General features: G+C 65.3%; 17 protein-coding genes. 7 read left to right on the top strand and 10 right to left on the bottom strand.

The genetic code is table 11. The features are described 5' to 3' along the window. Nucleotides 1–135: 135 nt before the first annotated feature. On the bottom strand, nt 136–564 hold the full coding sequence (locus ACFDR9_RS10050) for a TOBE domain-containing protein (RefSeq protein ID WP_017876016.1): 429 nt from the start codon (nt 562–564) through the stop codon (nt 136–138). 304 nt (nt 565–868) lie between these two features. Between ACFDR9_RS10050 and ACFDR9_RS10045 the strand changes: the two genes are divergently transcribed. Further along, nucleotides 869–2,836, top strand: a complete 1,968-nt coding sequence (locus ACFDR9_RS10045) for a TonB-dependent receptor plug domain-containing protein (RefSeq protein ID WP_409030902.1) — start codon at nt 869–871, stop codon at nt 2,834–2,836. Here the strand turns inward: ACFDR9_RS10045 and ACFDR9_RS10040 are convergent. The 3 genes from ACFDR9_RS10040 to ACFDR9_RS10030 form a co-directional block, all read right to left on the bottom strand. Further along, entirely contained in the window at nt 2,827–4,233 is a 1,407-nt protein-coding gene (locus ACFDR9_RS10040; protein ID WP_409030901.1) for a wax ester/triacylglycerol synthase family O-acyltransferase, read from the bottom strand. The two genes, ACFDR9_RS10045 and ACFDR9_RS10040, sit on opposite strands and share 10 nt — an antisense overlap. 120 nt (nt 4,234–4,353) lie before the next feature. After that, the gene (locus ACFDR9_RS10035; RefSeq protein ID WP_409030900.1) at nt 4,354–5,934 is read right to left on the bottom strand and encodes a fatty acyl-CoA reductase; all 1,581 of its coding nucleotides are present in this window, start codon (nt 5,932–5,934) and stop codon (nt 4,354–4,356) included. Nucleotides 5,935–6,250: 316 nt separating this feature from the next. Continuing rightward, a complete protein-coding gene (locus tag ACFDR9_RS10030) occupies nt 6,251–6,691 on the bottom strand; it encodes a hypothetical protein (protein WP_409030899.1) in 441 nt (146 codons plus the stop codon). Nucleotides 6,692–6,913: 222 nt separating this feature from the next. Here ACFDR9_RS10030 and ACFDR9_RS10025 point away from each other — a divergent pair, with 222 nt between their 5' ends. Both ACFDR9_RS10025 and ACFDR9_RS10020 read left to right on the top strand, forming a co-directional pair. Further along, complete coding sequence (locus ACFDR9_RS10025) at nt 6,914–7,081, top strand: DUF6726 family protein (protein ID WP_327075955.1); 168 nt, start codon at nt 6,914–6,916, stop codon at nt 7,079–7,081. 153 nt (nt 7,082–7,234) lie between these two features. After that, complete coding sequence (locus tag ACFDR9_RS10020) at nt 7,235–7,408, top strand: hypothetical protein (RefSeq protein WP_409030898.1); 174 nt, start codon at nt 7,235–7,237, stop codon at nt 7,406–7,408. A 92-nt stretch (nt 7,409–7,500) separates the two neighbouring features. Here the strand turns inward: ACFDR9_RS10020 and ACFDR9_RS10015 are convergent, their stop codons facing one another. The 4 genes from ACFDR9_RS10015 to ACFDR9_RS10000 form a co-directional block, all read right to left on the bottom strand. Continuing rightward, the gene (locus ACFDR9_RS10015) at nt 7,501–7,932 is read right to left on the bottom strand and encodes an HD domain-containing protein (RefSeq protein WP_409030897.1); all 432 of its coding nucleotides are present in this window, start codon (nt 7,930–7,932) and stop codon (nt 7,501–7,503) included. 45 nt (nt 7,933–7,977) lie between these two features. Further along, entirely contained in the window at nt 7,978–8,466 is a 489-nt protein-coding gene (locus ACFDR9_RS10010) for a hypothetical protein (RefSeq protein WP_409030896.1), read from the bottom strand. Between the two features lie 71 nt (nt 8,467–8,537). Beyond that, nucleotides 8,538–9,434 carry an alpha/beta fold hydrolase gene (locus tag ACFDR9_RS10005; RefSeq protein ID WP_409030895.1) on the bottom strand — a complete coding sequence of 299 codons (897 nt, stop codon included), beginning with the start codon at nt 9,432–9,434 and terminating at the stop codon, nt 8,538–8,540. Between the two features lie 14 nt (nt 9,435–9,448). Further along, nucleotides 9,449–10,096, bottom strand: coding sequence for a TetR/AcrR family transcriptional regulator (locus ACFDR9_RS10000; RefSeq protein WP_409030894.1), 648 nt, complete (start codon nt 10,094–10,096; stop codon nt 9,449–9,451). 146 nt (nt 10,097–10,242) lie between these two features. Here ACFDR9_RS10000 and ACFDR9_RS09995 point away from each other — a divergent pair, with 146 nt between their 5' ends. Further along, on the top strand, nt 10,243–11,388 hold the full coding sequence (locus ACFDR9_RS09995; RefSeq protein WP_409030893.1) for a JmjC domain-containing protein: 1,146 nt from the start codon (nt 10,243–10,245) through the stop codon (nt 11,386–11,388). A gap of 20 nt (nt 11,389–11,408) precedes the next feature. Here ACFDR9_RS09995 and ACFDR9_RS09990 read toward each other — a convergent pair whose 3' ends face one another. Next, nucleotides 11,409–11,897, bottom strand: a complete 489-nt coding sequence (locus tag ACFDR9_RS09990) for a GNAT family N-acetyltransferase (protein ID WP_409030892.1) — start codon at nt 11,895–11,897, stop codon at nt 11,409–11,411. Between the two features lie 190 nt (nt 11,898–12,087). Between ACFDR9_RS09990 and ACFDR9_RS09985 the strand changes: the two genes are divergently transcribed. Both ACFDR9_RS09985 and ACFDR9_RS09980 read left to right on the top strand, forming a co-directional pair. Next, entirely contained in the window at nt 12,088–12,513 is a 426-nt protein-coding gene (locus tag ACFDR9_RS09985; protein WP_409030891.1) for a YsnF/AvaK domain-containing protein, read from the top strand. Nucleotides 12,514–12,547: 34 nt separating this feature from the next. Beyond that, nucleotides 12,548–13,690: a DUF2382 domain-containing protein gene (locus tag ACFDR9_RS09980; RefSeq protein WP_409030890.1), complete on the top strand. Its 1,143-nt coding sequence runs from the start codon at nt 12,548–12,550 to the stop codon at nt 13,688–13,690. A 281-nt stretch (nt 13,691–13,971) separates the two neighbouring features. Here the strand turns inward: ACFDR9_RS09980 and ACFDR9_RS09975 are convergent, their stop codons facing one another. After that, on the bottom strand, nt 13,972–14,292 hold the full coding sequence (locus ACFDR9_RS09975) for a hypothetical protein (protein WP_409030889.1): 321 nt from the start codon (nt 14,290–14,292) through the stop codon (nt 13,972–13,974). 109 nt (nt 14,293–14,401) lie between these two features. On the opposite strand from ACFDR9_RS09975, the gene ACFDR9_RS09970 reads away from it, so the two are divergent. Continuing rightward, complete coding sequence (locus ACFDR9_RS09970) at nt 14,402–16,243, top strand: hypothetical protein (protein ID WP_409030888.1); 1,842 nt, start codon at nt 14,402–14,404, stop codon at nt 16,241–16,243. The last annotated feature ends 22 nt before the right edge of the window (nt 16,244–16,265 follow it).

The raw sequence follows: 16,265 nt of genomic DNA, 5'->3' as shown, positions 1-16,265 counted from the left end.
GATCTGGCTTGGATTGAAGGATGTTCACGTGGCGGCGGAAACGATACGCACCCTACGCGAAATGGGGGCGCTCAAGAGTTGTGTATAACGAGGTGCATTTGCCCCCACCGCGCGGCGGGGGCGGGAAGTACGGAATTACACTTTGACGCCGACGATAACGCTCGACGCCTTGAACGCGGCGCTGGCGGCCTTGCCCGGAGCCAGGCCCAGGTTGCCGACGCTGTCGTTGGTGACGATGGCGGCTATGACGTCGCCGCTGGCCAGTTTCAGGGTGACTTCGGCATTCACCGCGCCGATCGTGACTTTTTCCACCGTACCGGCGAGCTGGTTGCGCGACGACAGGCGCACACCGGCCGTATCGGTCAGCAGAATGATCCAGGAAGCCTTGATCAGGGCGAAGGCCTCGGAGCCGACCGCCAGGCCGAGCGATTGCGCGCTGCTGTGGGTCAGGACGGCGACGATTTTCTGGCCGTCCGGCAAGCCGATTTCGACTTCATCATTGACCGCCCCGCGTTGGATGGCAGTGACTTTTCCGCTGAGTTGATTGCGCGCGCTGGTAAACATGATTTAACTCCTGGTGATTGTTGGGTGCACCCGCCATGAGGCGCGGGTGCGGCGCAACATATTAGCGGAGCATTTCCCCTCGGCCGGTCAACATCTGGAATAACCGATATATCTCGCCATATATAGTGACTCGCTATATTCAATTATATATTACGATGGTGATTGCCGGGCTGTAAGAAGGTTGGATTGCGGCGGGCGCTATATCCTTATTACTATAACGACGGCAAGGGAGAGCGGGAACGCGATGAAACAAGACAGTCAACGAAATAGGAAACAAGGCCGGAACGGCGCGCGCAAAACCGCGTTGGCAGTCGCCGCGCTGGCCGCGCTGGGCCATGGCTACGCCTGGGCGCAGGCGGCGTTTGAACTGGGCGCGGTGACGGTGGTGGGCCAGCGCGCGCAGGCCGGCGAAGTTGCTGAGGTTGGCGAGGTTGGCGACCATCAGGTCGCGTCGGTGCTTACCCGCCAGGACATGCGCAAGTTCAACCGCGACAACGTCGGCGATGCGCTGAACCTGCTGTCGGGCGTGAGCTTGTCGACCAATGCGCGCAACGAGAAGACCATTGCGGTGCGCGGCTTCGACGCGCGCCAGGTGCCGCTTTTTATCGACGGCATTCCCGTCTACGTACCGTACGACGGTTATGTCGATTTCAACCGTTTTACGACGGCCGACCTGGCCGCGATCCAGGTCGCCAAAGGCTTCAGCTCGGTCGCCTACGGCGCCAACGCGCTGGGCGGCGCCATCAACCTGATCTCGCGCAAACCGCTGCGGCGCCTTGAGGCCGATGCGACGGCCGGCGCGGCCGACGGCCGTGAACGGCAGGTTTCCGCCAACCTCGGCAGCAACCAGGGCCTGTGGTACGTGCAGGCCGGCGTGTCCTACCTGGAGGGCGACGGTTTCCCGCTGTCGGCCGATGTCGCGCGCAGCGCCAGCGAAGACGGCGGCCAGCGCAACAACGCCTACCGCAAGGACGGCAAGCTGTCGTTCAAGTTGGGCCTGACGCCGAACGGGCGCGACGAATACGCGCTCAGTTATTACCGGCAGGACGGTGAAAAGGGGCAGCCGCCGTCGACCGACGCGGCCGCCGCGCGTTACTGGAAATGGCCGTTCTGGGACAAGGAAAGCTTGTACTTCATTTCGAAGACGGCGTTGGGCGCCGTTGAATTGCTGCAATTGCGGCTGTACCACGACAGCTACGACAACGAAGTCGACACGTACACCAACGGCGCCTACACGCGCCTGAAAACCGCGGGCGCGGGCAGCGTCGGCACCGGCCGCAGCATTTATCACGACCGCACCGTCGGTGGTTCAATCACCTTGGAATCGGCGCGCTGGCAAGCCCACACGCTGCGCCTGGTGGCGCACTACAAGGCCGACAAGCACCAGGAACTGGACGGCAACGGCGTCGGCAATACCGTTTTCGAGGATGGCTTGCTGTCGTATGCGCTGGAGGACACGGTCGAACTGGCCCCGGCCTGGACGCTATCGCTGGGCGCGGCGCGCCACCAACTGAAGCCGGCGAGCGTGTACAGCCTCGGCAATCCGTACGCGCTGCCCGGCACGCAGCACGCGAACAACGCGCAAGCCGGCTTGTTCCACGACTGGGCCGGCGCGGGCCGTGTGTACGCGAACGTGGCCGGCAAGACGCGCATGCCAACCTTGAAGGACCGCTACTCCCAGCGCCTCGGCACCTATATTGAAAATCCGGCGCTGCGGGCGGAGCGCTCGCTGAACTATGAAATTGGCTACCAGGGCCGCGCCTGGGCGGGCGTCAAGGCGGAGGCGGCGGTGTTCTACAGCGATATCAGCGACAAGATCCAGCCGGTGGCCCATGTCGCCGGCGCCAAATCGCAGATGCGCAACGTCGGCCGGGTGCGGGCGTCGGGCCTCGAATTGGGCCTCAACGGCCGGGCCGCCGCGTGGCTGGAGTGGGGCGGCAATGTCACGCTGACCGAGCTGAAAAACCTCGGCGCGCCGACGCTAAAGCTGACCGACGTGCCGAAACGCAAGCTGACCGCGCACCTGCTGTTGCGTCCGGCCGACGCCGTCGAATTGCTCGCCTTCGCCGAACACGACAGTGGCCGCTGGGTTTCGAATACGCTGGCGCTGCCCGGCTTCACGACCTTGAACGTGAAGGCGGCGTACAAGCCGACGGCGCGCGTAACGCTGGAGGCGGGCGTCAACAACGCCACCGACCGGAATTACGCGCTCGCCGACGGTTTCCCGAGCCCGGGCCGGCTGTGGTTTGCCAACATCCGCTATCAGCTATAAGTGAGGGGCGCCGGCGCGCCGAGGCTGGCGCCGGCCTGCGGCGCGGCCACCTCGGCGCCGGCGCGGGTGGCGCGCTCCAGCTCGCCGAAAGCGTCCTGGGTCAGCGCCATCAAACGCTGCGGGTCGGGCACCAGGTCGGTGTCGACGAACAGGGCCAGCTGGATCTGCCCGGCGTAGGAGATAAAGGCCAGGCCGACGCCAAGCCTGCCGGCCTGCGGCACCCAGCAGATCAAGTCGGTCATTTTCGAGCCGGCCAGGTAGCGCCGGCTGAGCGGGCCTTCGATGTTGGTCAGCACCACCGAGCCTTTCGAGGTGAACAGGTTCAGCGCGAAGTGTTGCAACGCCGTCGGCAGGCAGCCGGCGATCGACAGGAAGGCCATCGTCGCCTGCGGTTGCAGCGAGCGTTTGATGGCGCTCATGCGCGCGCTCGACTGGCGCAGGCGCTGGCACGGGTCGTCGACGTTGGTCGGCAGTTCGATGGCGACCAGGCCGAACTCGTTGCCGAGCTGGAAGGCGTTGGCCTTTTCGCGCAGGTTGAAGGTGACGGCGGCGCGCAGCGCGCGGCCGTCGACGCCCTGGCCGCGCTCGGCCAGGTACTGGCGCAGCGCGCCCGAGACGGCGGCGACCCAGACGTCGTTGAGCGTCACGCCCATGCGCTTGGCCATGGCCCGCACGCGCGCCATTTCCAGCGGCGGCAGCCAGACCAGTTGCTTGTCGCCCGCCAGCGGCGCCTTGAACTGGCTGTGCGCGTCGGGCCACAGCAGCGACAGGCGCGTGACGTGGGCGGCGATTTTCAGCCACGACAGGCCGCGCGCCAGCGTCGAACAGACCGAGTTGCCGGCCACCAGGGCGCGGTGCGGGTGGCCGACCGGCGACGGCGCCTTGCCGTGGCGGCCGTTGTCGTCGGTCAGGTGGTTCAGCACGTGCACCAGGCCGAGGCCGTCGGTGATGCAGTGGTGCACGCGGAAGACGATGGCGTGGCCGCCGCCGACACGGTCGAGCACCGTCATGTGCCACAGTGGCTGGTTCGGCGCCAGCGGCAGGTGGGCGATGCGCGTCATATGGCTTTGCAGCTCGCGCAGACTGACTTCGTGCGCCATCCGTTCCAGCTTGATGTGCTGCGCGATGTCGAAGCCGGCATCCTCGACCCAGTGCGGCCGGCCCAGCCGACGCTGCACCTTCTGCGTGAAGCGCGGGTAGTTCGGTAGACGGTCGGCGATGGTCGACACTAGGCGCTCCATGTCGACCTCGCCCTCGAACAGCAAGATGCTGTTGATGACCATCATGTTCTGCCGGGTGTCCATGCGGTGCCAGGCGTAGTCGCGCCGCGTCATCGGCAGCGCCGCGGCGTCGTGCTCCGGTTGGGCCGGCGCGAGCGGTGCGTAAGAATGGTTCATTGCTGCTGTCTCCTATGGCCGCGTCGGTCTTTGTTGACGTCGGCGTGGTTGTGTGGCGCGCCACTGAATGCATGAACGCCGCCGCCGGGCCGCGCCAAGCCGAGCTGCGACATCACCTTCTTATGCGCCGACGGCCGGCCCCGGCTCCGGCGCCGCCCTCGGCCGCAGCGCATAGCGGTTCAAACCGGCCATGTGGACGCGGCACAGGTAATCGGGCCAGTCGATTAGCGCCGGATCGGTCGGAAACTCGGCGTTGTCCGCGAGGTTAAAGCGGCGCGCCAGCGCCATCAGCTTGTGGTTGTGGAAGCGATACTGCGGCGCGGTGTAGAACGAGAACGTCAGTGCCAGCGTCTGCGTGGTGCGCAGCGCGTCGAGCGCGGGCGAGGGGGCGGCGCCCAGCAGGCGGCGCGCGCCGCTCCACAGGCCGACGCCGGTGCGCATGGCGCGCAGCATCAGCAAAAAGGTCGGGCGGCTGACGACGCGGAAATCGCGTCGCGGCGCGCGGTAGAACAGCCGCTCGTAGCTGCGCCAGTTTTCCTTGGCCTCGGTCTGCACCAGCTCGATGACCTTGCCCAGCAGGACCGGGTTGCGCGAGCCGGTGCAGGCTTGGTAGATACGCTGGGCTGCCGGGTCGGCCAGCGCCTCGGCGCTGCCCAGCACGATGCTGTTGGCCACCAGGTCGGCCGGCACGATGTCGATGACCTCGCCGGGCTTGGCCGGGAACACGCTGGTTTTGCCGCGGGCGTAGGCAAGGATGATGGCGTCGGCCACCTTGACGCCCTCGATCCAGCCGGCGGTCGGTTCCTGTAGCGTGCTTTCGATGATAGACGGGCGCACGATGGTCAGCGCGCGCCCGCGCATGGCGCGCATCGCCAGTTGCTCGCCAAGCCATTTGGTGAAGGTATAGGTGTCGTTCCAGCCGTGGTAGTGGGCCTCGGCGATGCCCAGTTCGGTCAGGCGGCGCGCCCGCCGCGCCGGGTCGGCGACGCCGGCCTTGACCTGCTCGATGCGGTGCTGCAGCCGGGCCAGCAGGCGCGACAGGTCGTATTGGCCGTCGGCGTGGCGCGGCACGATGGCGCGGGCCGGATCGATCGGCCGCTCGTACATCTCGCCGCGGTGGTAGCCGTTGACGTAGCAGGTCGAGACCTGGATCAGCGGCGCCTTGGCGGCGCGCGCCAGCGCAGTCACGTTCAGCACGCTCAAGGCGTTGATGCTGAGCGCCTCGTCGAGCGCTTCGCGAAAATTGACGCTGGCGGCGGCGTTGACGATCAGATCGACCTGGCGCGACAGCAGCGCGAAGGCCGGCAGCGGCAGGCCGAAGCCGGCCTCGGTCACTTCGCCGGTGACGCAGTCGATTTTCTCGGCGAAGAAGCGGGCGAGGAATTGCGGCCGCTCGGCGCGCAGCCGGTCGAACACCGACGAGGTGGCGATGTCGCGCTCGAAGCGCGCGCGGGCGTCGGCGCCGTGGCGGTCGCCGCGGATCAGCAGGATGACGCTGCCGACGTCGGGCACCGCGCGGATCAGCTTTTCCAGCACAACCTTGGCCAGAAAACCGGTGCTGCCGGTCAGCAGGATGTGCTTGCCGGTCAGGGCCTCCTGGGCGTTCAGCGGGCCGGTGCAGCTGGCCGCGGCGGCGGCGGCTGCGGCGCCGCCGGCGTCGTGGCGGCGCCTCGGCGAGGCCGGCGGGAATGTGTAGTTCAAGGCGCGTTCCATAGGCTACTCAGTCTCTCTAAATGCTTGCAACCTTCGATCGTGCAGCGCCGCGCGTGCCGCGCGTCCGCCGTGGCGGTCCGGCCCTGCCCATGATGTGCTCCACGTTCTTTGTGAGAAGTTGTTTGCTGCGCGCGGAAAGCGGTGGCCAGCCCGCGCGCATGACAGTAGGAAACGGTATCAATACTGCAATTGACTCGGGCTTGATCTTAATGCGAAATCGGCGCGGGGCAGGGGGCTTTGCCTAGACTTGGCGAGCCAAACGCATGGCTGTGCGAGTCAGAGAGGACGGGGAGATCTGGGCGGCCTATGAGCCGGAAGGGACCTTCCGCGCTGACCCGCTCGCCGCGAAATGCGCGCTCAAGGGGGCGCAGTATGCCACTGCCAGCAGCGCCGCCCACAACAGTGTAGAGGCCTCATACAGCATATTTTGCAGGGGTGTGCAGAGCGACGGACCAGAAAATAAGAAAATAAGGGGACCGACAATCGTTACGTAAAGGGACAGCGTCCGACCCCAGGATTTGAGCTGGAAAAGCCCGACAATGCCAGCTATTTTGGCAAACAAAAGGGGACTTAGCACGACGATGCCAGTCCAAGGGTATTCATTAATCCAGGTCTTCGGCAAGTTGGCATAGGCGTCCTCCAGTTCCTGGGAAAAGCTTTCCGAGCCCGAGGCGCTCGCAGCCACAGTGGCGACCGTTAATACCATGCATACGACGAGTAAGGAGCGAAATTGTGCGGGCGTCATAGTTGTCATATCTAAAGGATGAAAAATTCCGGGAGAACAATGGCCTTCTCCAATTGAGATCCTTTTTATTATTGCCGATACTTGAGGCTCCGCATTCGGTATTCAAGGCAGCGAAATGGCACATTGATCAATGTCGTAAAGCCGATACACTTTCGTCCCAAGAGCACCCATTTCAGCACCTGAGTCGCTACAATTGGCCAAATCCTCATTTGGCGCGATATTTTGAAAATACCATCACTTCTTGCTTCCCTGTTGTTCCTGGTCTCGTTGGGCGGTTGCGGCGTCGTCGCCGCGCCATGCCGGGTGACCTCGGCCGTGCTAAAAATGGTGCCGCTGGTCGGCCACGCGGCGGCGCTGCCGACCGACGCCTGTGCGGCCGTAATCGATTGACGCGGCGCAGCAGTTGACATGGCGGGCAGAGTGACTTCCTCGATCAATAATGCCACAGCGCTGGATAATTTATCCCGGCAATGTTCGCTAGCGAACCGTATCGCATGGGAAATGCGCGTAAGGTTGGCCCTCAACCTAATTAAGGAGTTGGCCATGACCAAGCACACTAACGATCCGCGTGAACAGCAGCAGAAGGACGCGGAACAAGCGCAACAGGAAGCGACCAAGAACCAGCAGCGCGCCGAGGCGGACGAAGTGCTCGGTCGCCACAAAAATGACGCGCAGAAGGACCACAAGGGCGCCGATAAGGGGCCTCGCGGCCAGTAAACGGTCTGGACCTCGCCCTCAGCGCACTCGTCAAAGAGCGTTTTGGGCGAACCATCTAATCGGGCAGTGATTTGCCCCCCGGTTTCACATTCTCAAACTGCGCTCAGTAGTTCCTTTGCGCGCCGGTATTTTTCCAGTCGGGCCAAGTCCTTGGCCGACGGTGTGCCGATGCGGCTCAAATCCATGTTGTCGGCAATGTCCGCCAGCTTCACCTCCCGGCCCAGCGCGTTTTGCGCCGCGCGCAACACAAACGCCTCGTATTGCTCGCCGTCGCGCTTGCTGACGGACTCGACCGCCATCACCACGACCTCGCTAAAGCCCTCGACGCGCAACCTGTCGAAGCTCCAGCCCTGGCTGGCGCCGTCTTCCACAACATCGTGCAACATCGCAACCATTTTTGCCTCGTCCGATGCGCAGGCGTGCGCTACCCGGATCGGATGGTTAATATAGGGCGCGCCGCCCTTGTCGACTTGATGTTGGTGTACTTTCCGTGCAATTTCCATGGCGCGTGCGACGCTGCTCATGTTGACCTCCTGGCGAGTGGCAGATTGTTTTTGTTGACGTCCCGGCTACTTGCGGCGGCAGGGTTTTCCCTCGTATTGATGCCCATATAAGACATATTTTTGACCATTCCAGCGTTCCACCGGAAAGCAGAAGCCCGGGCCGCCGATCTCGATGTCCGGCCAGCCGCTCGCCCCCTTGGAGGGCAGGAAGCTGAGCATGCCGGTGCCGCTGGTGATGAGTTTCCAGCTACCGTCGGCTTGCTTGCTGACCAGGCTGTAGCCGCTGCCGGTATGTCCGTAGCAAGCAGTGCCGCCCTCCGTGATGAGCGCCTCGGGAAGGCCGTCGCCGTTGACGTCGCGCACTTCGGCGATCGCCCCCGGCTCGTAGCTGGGACTGGGGTCGTCGCAGTTGCGCCATTGCTTGCCCGTGAGTTTGAAACCGGCCGCCTTGAACGCGGCAAGCTGCTCACCGTGCGGCAGTTTCACGGGCGCGCTGAGCACCGAGGCGCACAACAGGATAATCGAGGTACCGGCAATGAGCAGGTGGTTTTTCATGGCATCGCGCTTTTCGACATTGGACGGACGGAACCGGCGGGTCCACTGAGTCTATCATCGCCGGCCGGCGCTCAGCGCCGCGTTGCCGCTATTGGCGCGCAGGCCAGCGTTGCGGCGCTGCGCTGGTCGAGCCAGTCGCCAACCAGCGGCCACAGCAGTTTTTCTTGCTGGCGCCGGAAGAAGCCGAAATGGCCGATCCTGGGCACGTCGAATTGCTGCGGCGTCAATTCGCGATAGTCGACGGTCGCGTTGGTGTAGGCCTGGTGCATCAGGCGCGAGCCTTCCTCTAGCAGCAATTCGTCGTCGCTAAACGTCAGGGCCAGCACTGGGAACGTGGCGCCGGCGTAGGCGGCGCGCGCACCCGGTTCGCCGGATAGCAAGTAGTCCGGACTCAGGCACCATCGGCGCCACTGGAATATTACCCGGCTGGGCAGGTCGCCGATAATGCCGATGCGGGCGCCGGGGAAGTAGCCGAACAGCGGGCATAACAGCGGGGCCAGCAGGTACCACAGCAACGGCGCGCGGCGCCGCGTGCCCGGCTGGTTGTGGCGCACCGCGCCGCTGCCGACCGCGATGTTGATCAGGCCGGCGAGCAGCGGCAGCGAGGGCAGCAGCGGCGCGGTTTGCCCGCCCAGGCTGTGGCCGAGCAGGAACACCGGCGCGCCGTTTGCCGCCGCGCTGGCGTGCCGGACCACCGCGTCGCAGTCGAGCCTGACCCAGTCGCCGATGTCGGCCTTGCAGGCGCGCATCGGGCCGCGCGCCGATTCGCCCATGCCGCGGTAGTCGAAGGTCCACACGCGGTAGCCGCGCCCGGCCAGGTAGGCGGCGAAGTCGCCATAAAAACTCTGCGGTATCGCCATGCCCGGCGCGATCACGATATCGGCGCGCACCGCCTGCAGGGGGGCATGGCAATATGCCGCCAGAGCGTGGCCGTCGGCGGCGTGCAGGATGAGCGAGGTGCGTGTCATATGCATAATTCCTGTCAGGATGGAACGGAAGGGGAGCCGGAACGGCTGGGGTCGGTCGCCAGGCTGAGCCAGGCGGCGCGGCTTAATTCGTCAACCGCCTCGCGCGGGTCGAGCGTGACGCGTCCGCCCAACCAGTGGCGCGACAGTTCCTGCGCCGCACCCAGCAGCAGCGGCCCGTACAGCTCGAACGGCAGGCGGCGCAGTATGCCTTGCTTGAACCACGGTTTGAACAGCTCGAAGTATTCCTTGAAATGGTCGGCGGTGCGCTGGCGGATCGCCTGCTCGTGCGCCGGGCCGACGGCCTGCCGCCGGGCGAATAGAAAGCGCGCCAGATCCGGCTTGGCGACGATCCAGCCAAGATGGGTTTCGAGCAGGGCGTGGATGGCCTGTTTTGCGTCGGGTGCGCCGCGGGTGCGGACCAGTACCTGGCCCCAGTAGTCGTCCAGGCCCTGGGCGAACAGCGCCGCGGCGATGCTCTCCTTGTTGCCGAAGTGGTGGTAGATGCTGCCGACCGAGGCTTGGCTGCGCTGGCGGATGTCGTCGATGGTCGCCGCTTCGATACCTTTTTCGGAGAACACGACAAGGGCGGCCGCCAGAATCGCCGACTTGCGGTCGGCGGGCTGGGCGGGTTCGGAGGTGGGGGTGTCGGGAATCGCAGTCATGGCTAGAATAATATTCTAGAATAATGTTCTAATCAAGCGCTAGATTCAGTGGAAAACATACCGATGTCGCTTTCCTTGACCTGGGTGATATCCGCGCGCGTCCGCCGGTGATACAACATTGGCTTGAATTTTCCACCACGCCAGCCATGTTCACTCTCCATCTAGACGACTTTTCGCTCGAACACTTCCTTCAGCATTACTGGCAGCAAAAGCCGGTAGTGATACGCCAAGGCTTCCAACACTTTGTCGACCCGATTAGTCCGGACGAGCTGGCCGGCCTGGCCTGCGAGGAGGAGATCGAGTCGCGGCTGGTGTACCGCAAGGACGGTGAATGGCAAGCCGAGCTTGGCCCGTTCGAGTCGTATGAACGCCTGGGCGAGCGCGACTGGTCGCTGCTGGTGCAGGCGGCCAACCACTGGTCGCCGCAGGTGGCGGCGCTGGCCGCGCCGTTTTCCTTCTTGCCGAAATGGCGTATGGACGATGTCATGGCCAGCTACGCCACGCCGGGCGGCGGCGTCGGGCCGCACATCGACCTGTACGACGTCTTCATCTGCCAGGGCTCGGGCCGGCGCAATTGGCGCGTCGGCGAGCGCGGCAACCACCGCCAGTTCGCGGCTCACGCGGCGCTGCTGCACACCGAGCCGTTCGAACCCATCATCGACGTCGAGCTGCTGTCCGGCGACATCCTTTACATTCCGCCCGGCTTTCCCCACGACGGCGTGACGATCGAGCATTCCATGAGCTTTTCGGTGGGTTTCCGCGCCAAGTCGGCCAGCGATTTGCTCAGCGGCCTGGCCGACCACCTGATCGACCGGGAGCTGGGCGGCGCCCTCATGAGCGACCCGGGGCGGCCGGTCCACCACGAGCAGGGCCGCATCGACGCCGGCGATTTCGCGCGCATCAAGGCGCACCTGCGCACGGTGCTCGAGGACGACGCGCTGCTCGCCGACTTCGCCGGCAGTTACTTTTCGAAGACCAAGTGCCAGCTCGACTTGCAGGAGTTGGAGCAGCCCTTCGTCGAGGCGGAATTGGTCGCCGAGCTGGCGCGGCAGGGCCTGACCCGGATCGGCGGCCTGCGCTGTTTCTACGTCGACCAGACGGTGGCGCAGGGCGTTTGCTATGTCGATGGCGAGCGCTTCGAATTCGGCGCCGCCGGGCGCGGCGCGGTGCTGGCGCTATGCGACCACGAGCACCTGAGCCACGCTTTGCTGAAGACCTGGCTGCGCCAGCCGGCCTTCCTTGCCGCCCTAACGCAGTGGGTCAATGGCGGCTATTGGTATTTCGAAGACTGACCAGCCGGCGCGCTTGTCGTTCACACGCCGGACGCTAGAAAGGCGTCCATCTCGCTGGGCATCCACGAGCACACGCCTTTCTCCCTGACCGCGGCGCCAATGCCACGGTAGAATCCGACCGCCGGGGCGTTACCCAACTCAACCGTCCAGCGCGCGAAGGCCAAGCCGCGTGTCCGGCATTCGCCGGCGACCGCTTTCATCAGTTGCTTGCCGACTCCGCCACCCCTGGCCGATGCGTCGACAAACACATCGTCGACATGCAGATACCGGTTCGCGTTCCAAATCGAATAGTTGACCGTGTAGGAGGCAAAACCAACCGCCTTGCCGTCCATTTCTGCCAGAAAAACGCAAAATTGCGGGTTTTCGCCAAAGCCATCTCGCGCCAGGATTTCTTCTGAAGTTAGAACGTAGGTTTCAAATCCTTCGTGGGCGGCCAATGCGCGCACCATGCCAAGGAAGCTTGCGACGTCGCATCGTTCTGCTTTTCTGATTGTTACATTAAGCATCATTCTTGCCCGCAGGTGCCTGATTAGTGACGATAGCCAAGGGTACACCAATGTTGGGACATGCTCAATCTTTTGCCCGGCGCCACGGCGGCGCTCACGGGAAGTTTCCTAGAGGCTAGGGTGCGCGTCGTCGCCGCAATTTGAGCTAACCTTAGTGGTCGAAACTGCATGGCCTGTTTAGGAAGGGAGCGGCATGGAAAAAGACGCAAAACAGTCCGCGCTTAATGCGGCTGAACCCGCCGTAAGCATTCCCGTCCATCGGGAAGAACTCAATGTTGGCACTCGCACGGTCGATACCGGTCGCGGCGTACGGGTGCGCACGACGGTCCTTGAACGGCCGCAGCAGATCGACGAAGTCCTGCATAGCGACGTGATCAGCGTCGAGCATGTGCCGGTCGACAAAATAGTGTCCCTCGAAGACGCGCCGGCATCGCGTTACGAAGGCGACACGCTTATCGTTCCAATCCTGGAGGAAGTGCTGGTTGTCGAGAGGCGCTTGCGGATCAAGGAAGAAATTCACATCACCAAGAGTCGGCGCGCGCAGCGCCATTCCGAGACCGTTTCACTGAAGTCGGAGGAAGTCGTCGTCGAGCGCTTTGACGACACTTCTGACCGCTAAACCAAGGGGCTGACCTTAAATCGGAGGAACCATCATGCAACACACACTAGTGGCCGTATTTGATAACCGGGCGGATGCCCAGCAAGCGAAGGACGAGTTGTTGAGCTCCGGTTTCGCCAGCCAGGACGTACGCCTGAGCGAAGGCGACGCCGCCTCTGCCGGCGTCGACCAGCGCAGCGGCGCCGACGCGTCGGTCAACGACGGCTCCATCGGTTCGAGCATCAAGAGTTTTTTCAGCAATATGTTTGGCACCGACACTGACGAGCACGCGCAGAAGTATTCCACCGCCGTCAGCCGCGGCAGTTATGTACTGACCGTCAGCGCCGACGACGAAGCCGAAGTCGAACGCGCCGCCGACATTGTCGAGGGCCACGGCCCGGTCGATATCGACGAAAAATCGGCGCAATGGCGTGGCGCCGGCATGTCGGACGAGGCCATGCGCATGGGTTCCGGCGGGCAGCAGCAGTCGGTGTCGATGTCGCAACAAAGCGAGCAGGGTTCGCAAGGCGCGATGCAAGGCTCCACGCTGTCCGGCTCGCAGCAGAGGGAGCAGAGAACGAGCGGCGTCGACAGCACGGCCATCCCCGTGGTCCAGGAAGAGCTGAGGGTGGGCAAGCGTGAAGTCCAGCGCGGCGGGGTGCGGATCTTCCAGCGCGTCGTCGAAACGCCGGTCAATGAGACCGTCAACCTGCGCGAAGAACACGTCAGCGTTGAGCGGCGCCCGGTGAACCAGCCGGTCAGCGGCGCCGACGTGGCGTTCGAGGAAAAGTCCTTCGAACTGCGCGAGTCGGCGGAAGAAGCCGTCGTCGAGAAATCCGCCCGCGTGGTCGAGGAGGTTGTCATCGGCAAGGAAGTCACGCAGCGCCAGGAGGAAATTTCCGACACCGTGCGGCGCACCGAGGTGGAGGTGCAGCAACTGGGCGGCGGCGAGCGTGACGACACCTACTACCGCAACCACTACAACGCCAACCTGGCCAGCATGGGCGGCGCGTACGAGGACTACGCGCCGGCCTATGGTTATGGATCGCGCATGGCCGGCGACGCCCAGTACCAGGGGCGCGGGTGGAACGACGTCGAGCCGCGCTTGCGCAGCGACTGGGAGGCGCGCAATCCCGGGTCGACCTGGGAGAGGATGAAAGCGGCGGTGCGCCACGGTTGGGAAAAGGTCAGCTCGTAGGCGGGGCTTACCTTCAGCGGCTGCGGCGTCGACACAATCAAAACCAAGGGCGTAACGCTGGAGTCGGACCCTGAGGGTCCGAAGATGCAAATGCCGCTAAGTGAAGGATTGTCGTAGGTCGGGTTAGCCCGCCAGGGCGTAACCCGACTGGCGTCGGCAGCGGCTCGGCGTCGGATTACGCGTTGCGCTAATCCGACCTGCGGAAGTTTGGCGGCATTAGTCTCCGCCCCCGGCGCTTTGCCTTCGCTTGGTTTTTAACCTTGCCGGCCCGCTAGCCGGTGTTACCTTGGCTCGACGATGTTGCTGTGGCCCTCGGTGCGGATTACCGCCACCTTCGGGTCGTTGAACGCTCTTTTGAGTTTGCTCCACCAGTCTTGCGCTTCGTGTCTGGAGTAGCATGGCCGCGTACCCTTCAAACTGTCCTCGACGGGAGAGTCGACGCCTGCCCGCTCCCATGCAAAGCCGCAGTGAGGGGGCAGGAATTGCTTGCCGAGTTCGGCCAGCGCCGCGCCGTGCTTGGCGGCATCCGTTGCGCTCAATGAGGCAAGGAGCTTGGCCGTAACGCCGGCCCTGATCAGCAGCGCCAGGTGCAGGCATTCCACCTGCGCCCGGATTTGCGGCGCCGGTTTGCCGTTGATTAAACGCCGTCCGTCCGGGCGTCGCTACAATCGATCTGTATTGACCTTCCATTCACCAACCACCGGCGGGACCATGAACGCCTGCGACTCGCCGTCTCTTGCCTTTCCGGCCGCGCCGTTCCGCAGGCTGGCGCGCAATTTGCTGATCGCCGGCCATCGCCCGGCGCGGCTGCCTGCGTCGGCGGACCGGCTCGCTGAGCTGGAACAGGCGATGGACCGCGCGGTGCGCCTCATCGCCGGGTTGGCGACGGCCGGCGGCGCGGCGCTACGTGTCGTCAGCGGCGTGGCCGACGGCGCCGACGCCTGCGCCGCGCGCGTTGCCCAGGCGCAGGGGTTGGAGCTGCACCTGATCGCCGCGTGCCCTCCGGCGCAACCGTCGGCCGCGCTGGCGCAGGCCGCCCGCGCCGCCTTCATCCTCAAACACTGCGCGGAGCCGCTGCCCGAGAGCCTGGTGGCGGCGGCCGACGAGGCCAAGCTGGCGCTGGCCGACGCGCTGCTCGTGGTGTGGGACGGCGAGCCGGCGGCCGGCCACGTCGGCGGCTCGGTGCGCCTGTTGCTCGCCGCGCTGCGCCAATTCACGCCGGTGCTGTGGATCGACGCCGGCGCGCAAGGAGGGGCGGCGCTGCGCCTGCTCGACCATGGCCAGTTCGACGCCGCTGCCTTCGCCGCACTGCATGTCGAGCCGGACAACGTCGCGCTCTTGCGCGCTCTGTTCGTCGCGCTCGACGACGCGGCGCCGCAGGCGCAGCTGGCGCTGGCGTTCGGCCCGTTTTGGCGGGCCGGCACGCTGGCCAGCCTGAGCCTGCCCTTGCTCGATCCGGCGCTCGCCACGGCCGGCCGGCGCAACTGGAGCGGCCTGTTCCATAGCGGCTTTCTGGCGCTGTTCGGGCCGTGGCCGCGGCGGGTTGCGCCGCAGGCGGCCTCGACCTGGCGCGGTCCGGCCGCGTTCGAGCGCGCCGCCGCGTGGCCGGACGCCACCTGGCGCTGGTTCGACCGCTGCGACCGCGCCGCCATGCGGGCGTCCGGCCGGCACCGCGACCAGATCGTGCTCGTCGAATTGTGCGGCAGCCTCGCCGTGCTGGGCGCGGTGGCCGGCGCCATCGAATGGGGCGCGCTGAGCCTGGCCTGGGGCGCGCTGGAGTTGCTGGCCTTGCTCGGCATCGGCCTGGTGGTCTGGCTTAACCGCAAACGCGCGCGCAACAGCCACGCCGCGTGGATGCGCTTCCGGCCGGCGGCCGAGGCGCTGCGCCTGAGCGCCTTGCTGCATCCGCTGCTGGCCAGTCTGGGCGGCAGCGGCATCGGCGCCGGCGGCTGGCGCAGCCGGCCGGGCGCGCCGCTGTCACCCTTGTCCCCGCAGCAGTTGGCCATGCCCTACCATTGGCTGGTGACGCAACTGCTGCGGGAAGCCGGCGCGCCCGAGCGCGGGCTGCATTGCCTCGAAGCGCTGCAGGATGAACACAAGCTGGCATTGACGGCGCTGCTCGACGAGCAGATCGCGTTCCAGGACTGCGCACACCGCGACGCCGGCACGGTGCACCAGCGTTTGCACGGCGTCACCGCCGCCGTCTATTTCGCGGTGCTGGCGACGGTGCTGCTGCACGTGTACGCGCTGGCCGACGGCCACTCCGACCTCGGACACTGGCTCCACGCGCAGCGCTGGCCCTTGCTGATCACGGCCTTTTTCCCGGCGCTGGCGGCGGCGCTGCACGGCATCAACAGCAAGCTGCAACTGCCGCAGGTGGCGCGCGGCGCCCAGGCAACGGCGGCGCGGCTGCGGGCGTTGCGCGCCGCGGTCGGCGCCTGCGCCACGCCGATGGCGCTGCGCACGCTGGCGCTGGAGACCGCCGCGACGATGTACGCGGAACACGGCAGTTGGACCGGCTTGATGGAGCAGCAATACGTGACCATGCCGTAGGTGTTACGCTGGCGTTTCATTG

The organism is Janthinobacterium sp. CG_23.3 (genome assembly GCF_046115965.1).
Taxonomy (GTDB): Bacteria; Pseudomonadota; Gammaproteobacteria; order Burkholderiales; family Burkholderiaceae_D; genus Janthinobacterium.
The sequence above is the reverse complement of the archived record's forward strand: the minus strand, read 5'-3'. Positions and strand labels throughout refer to the sequence as shown.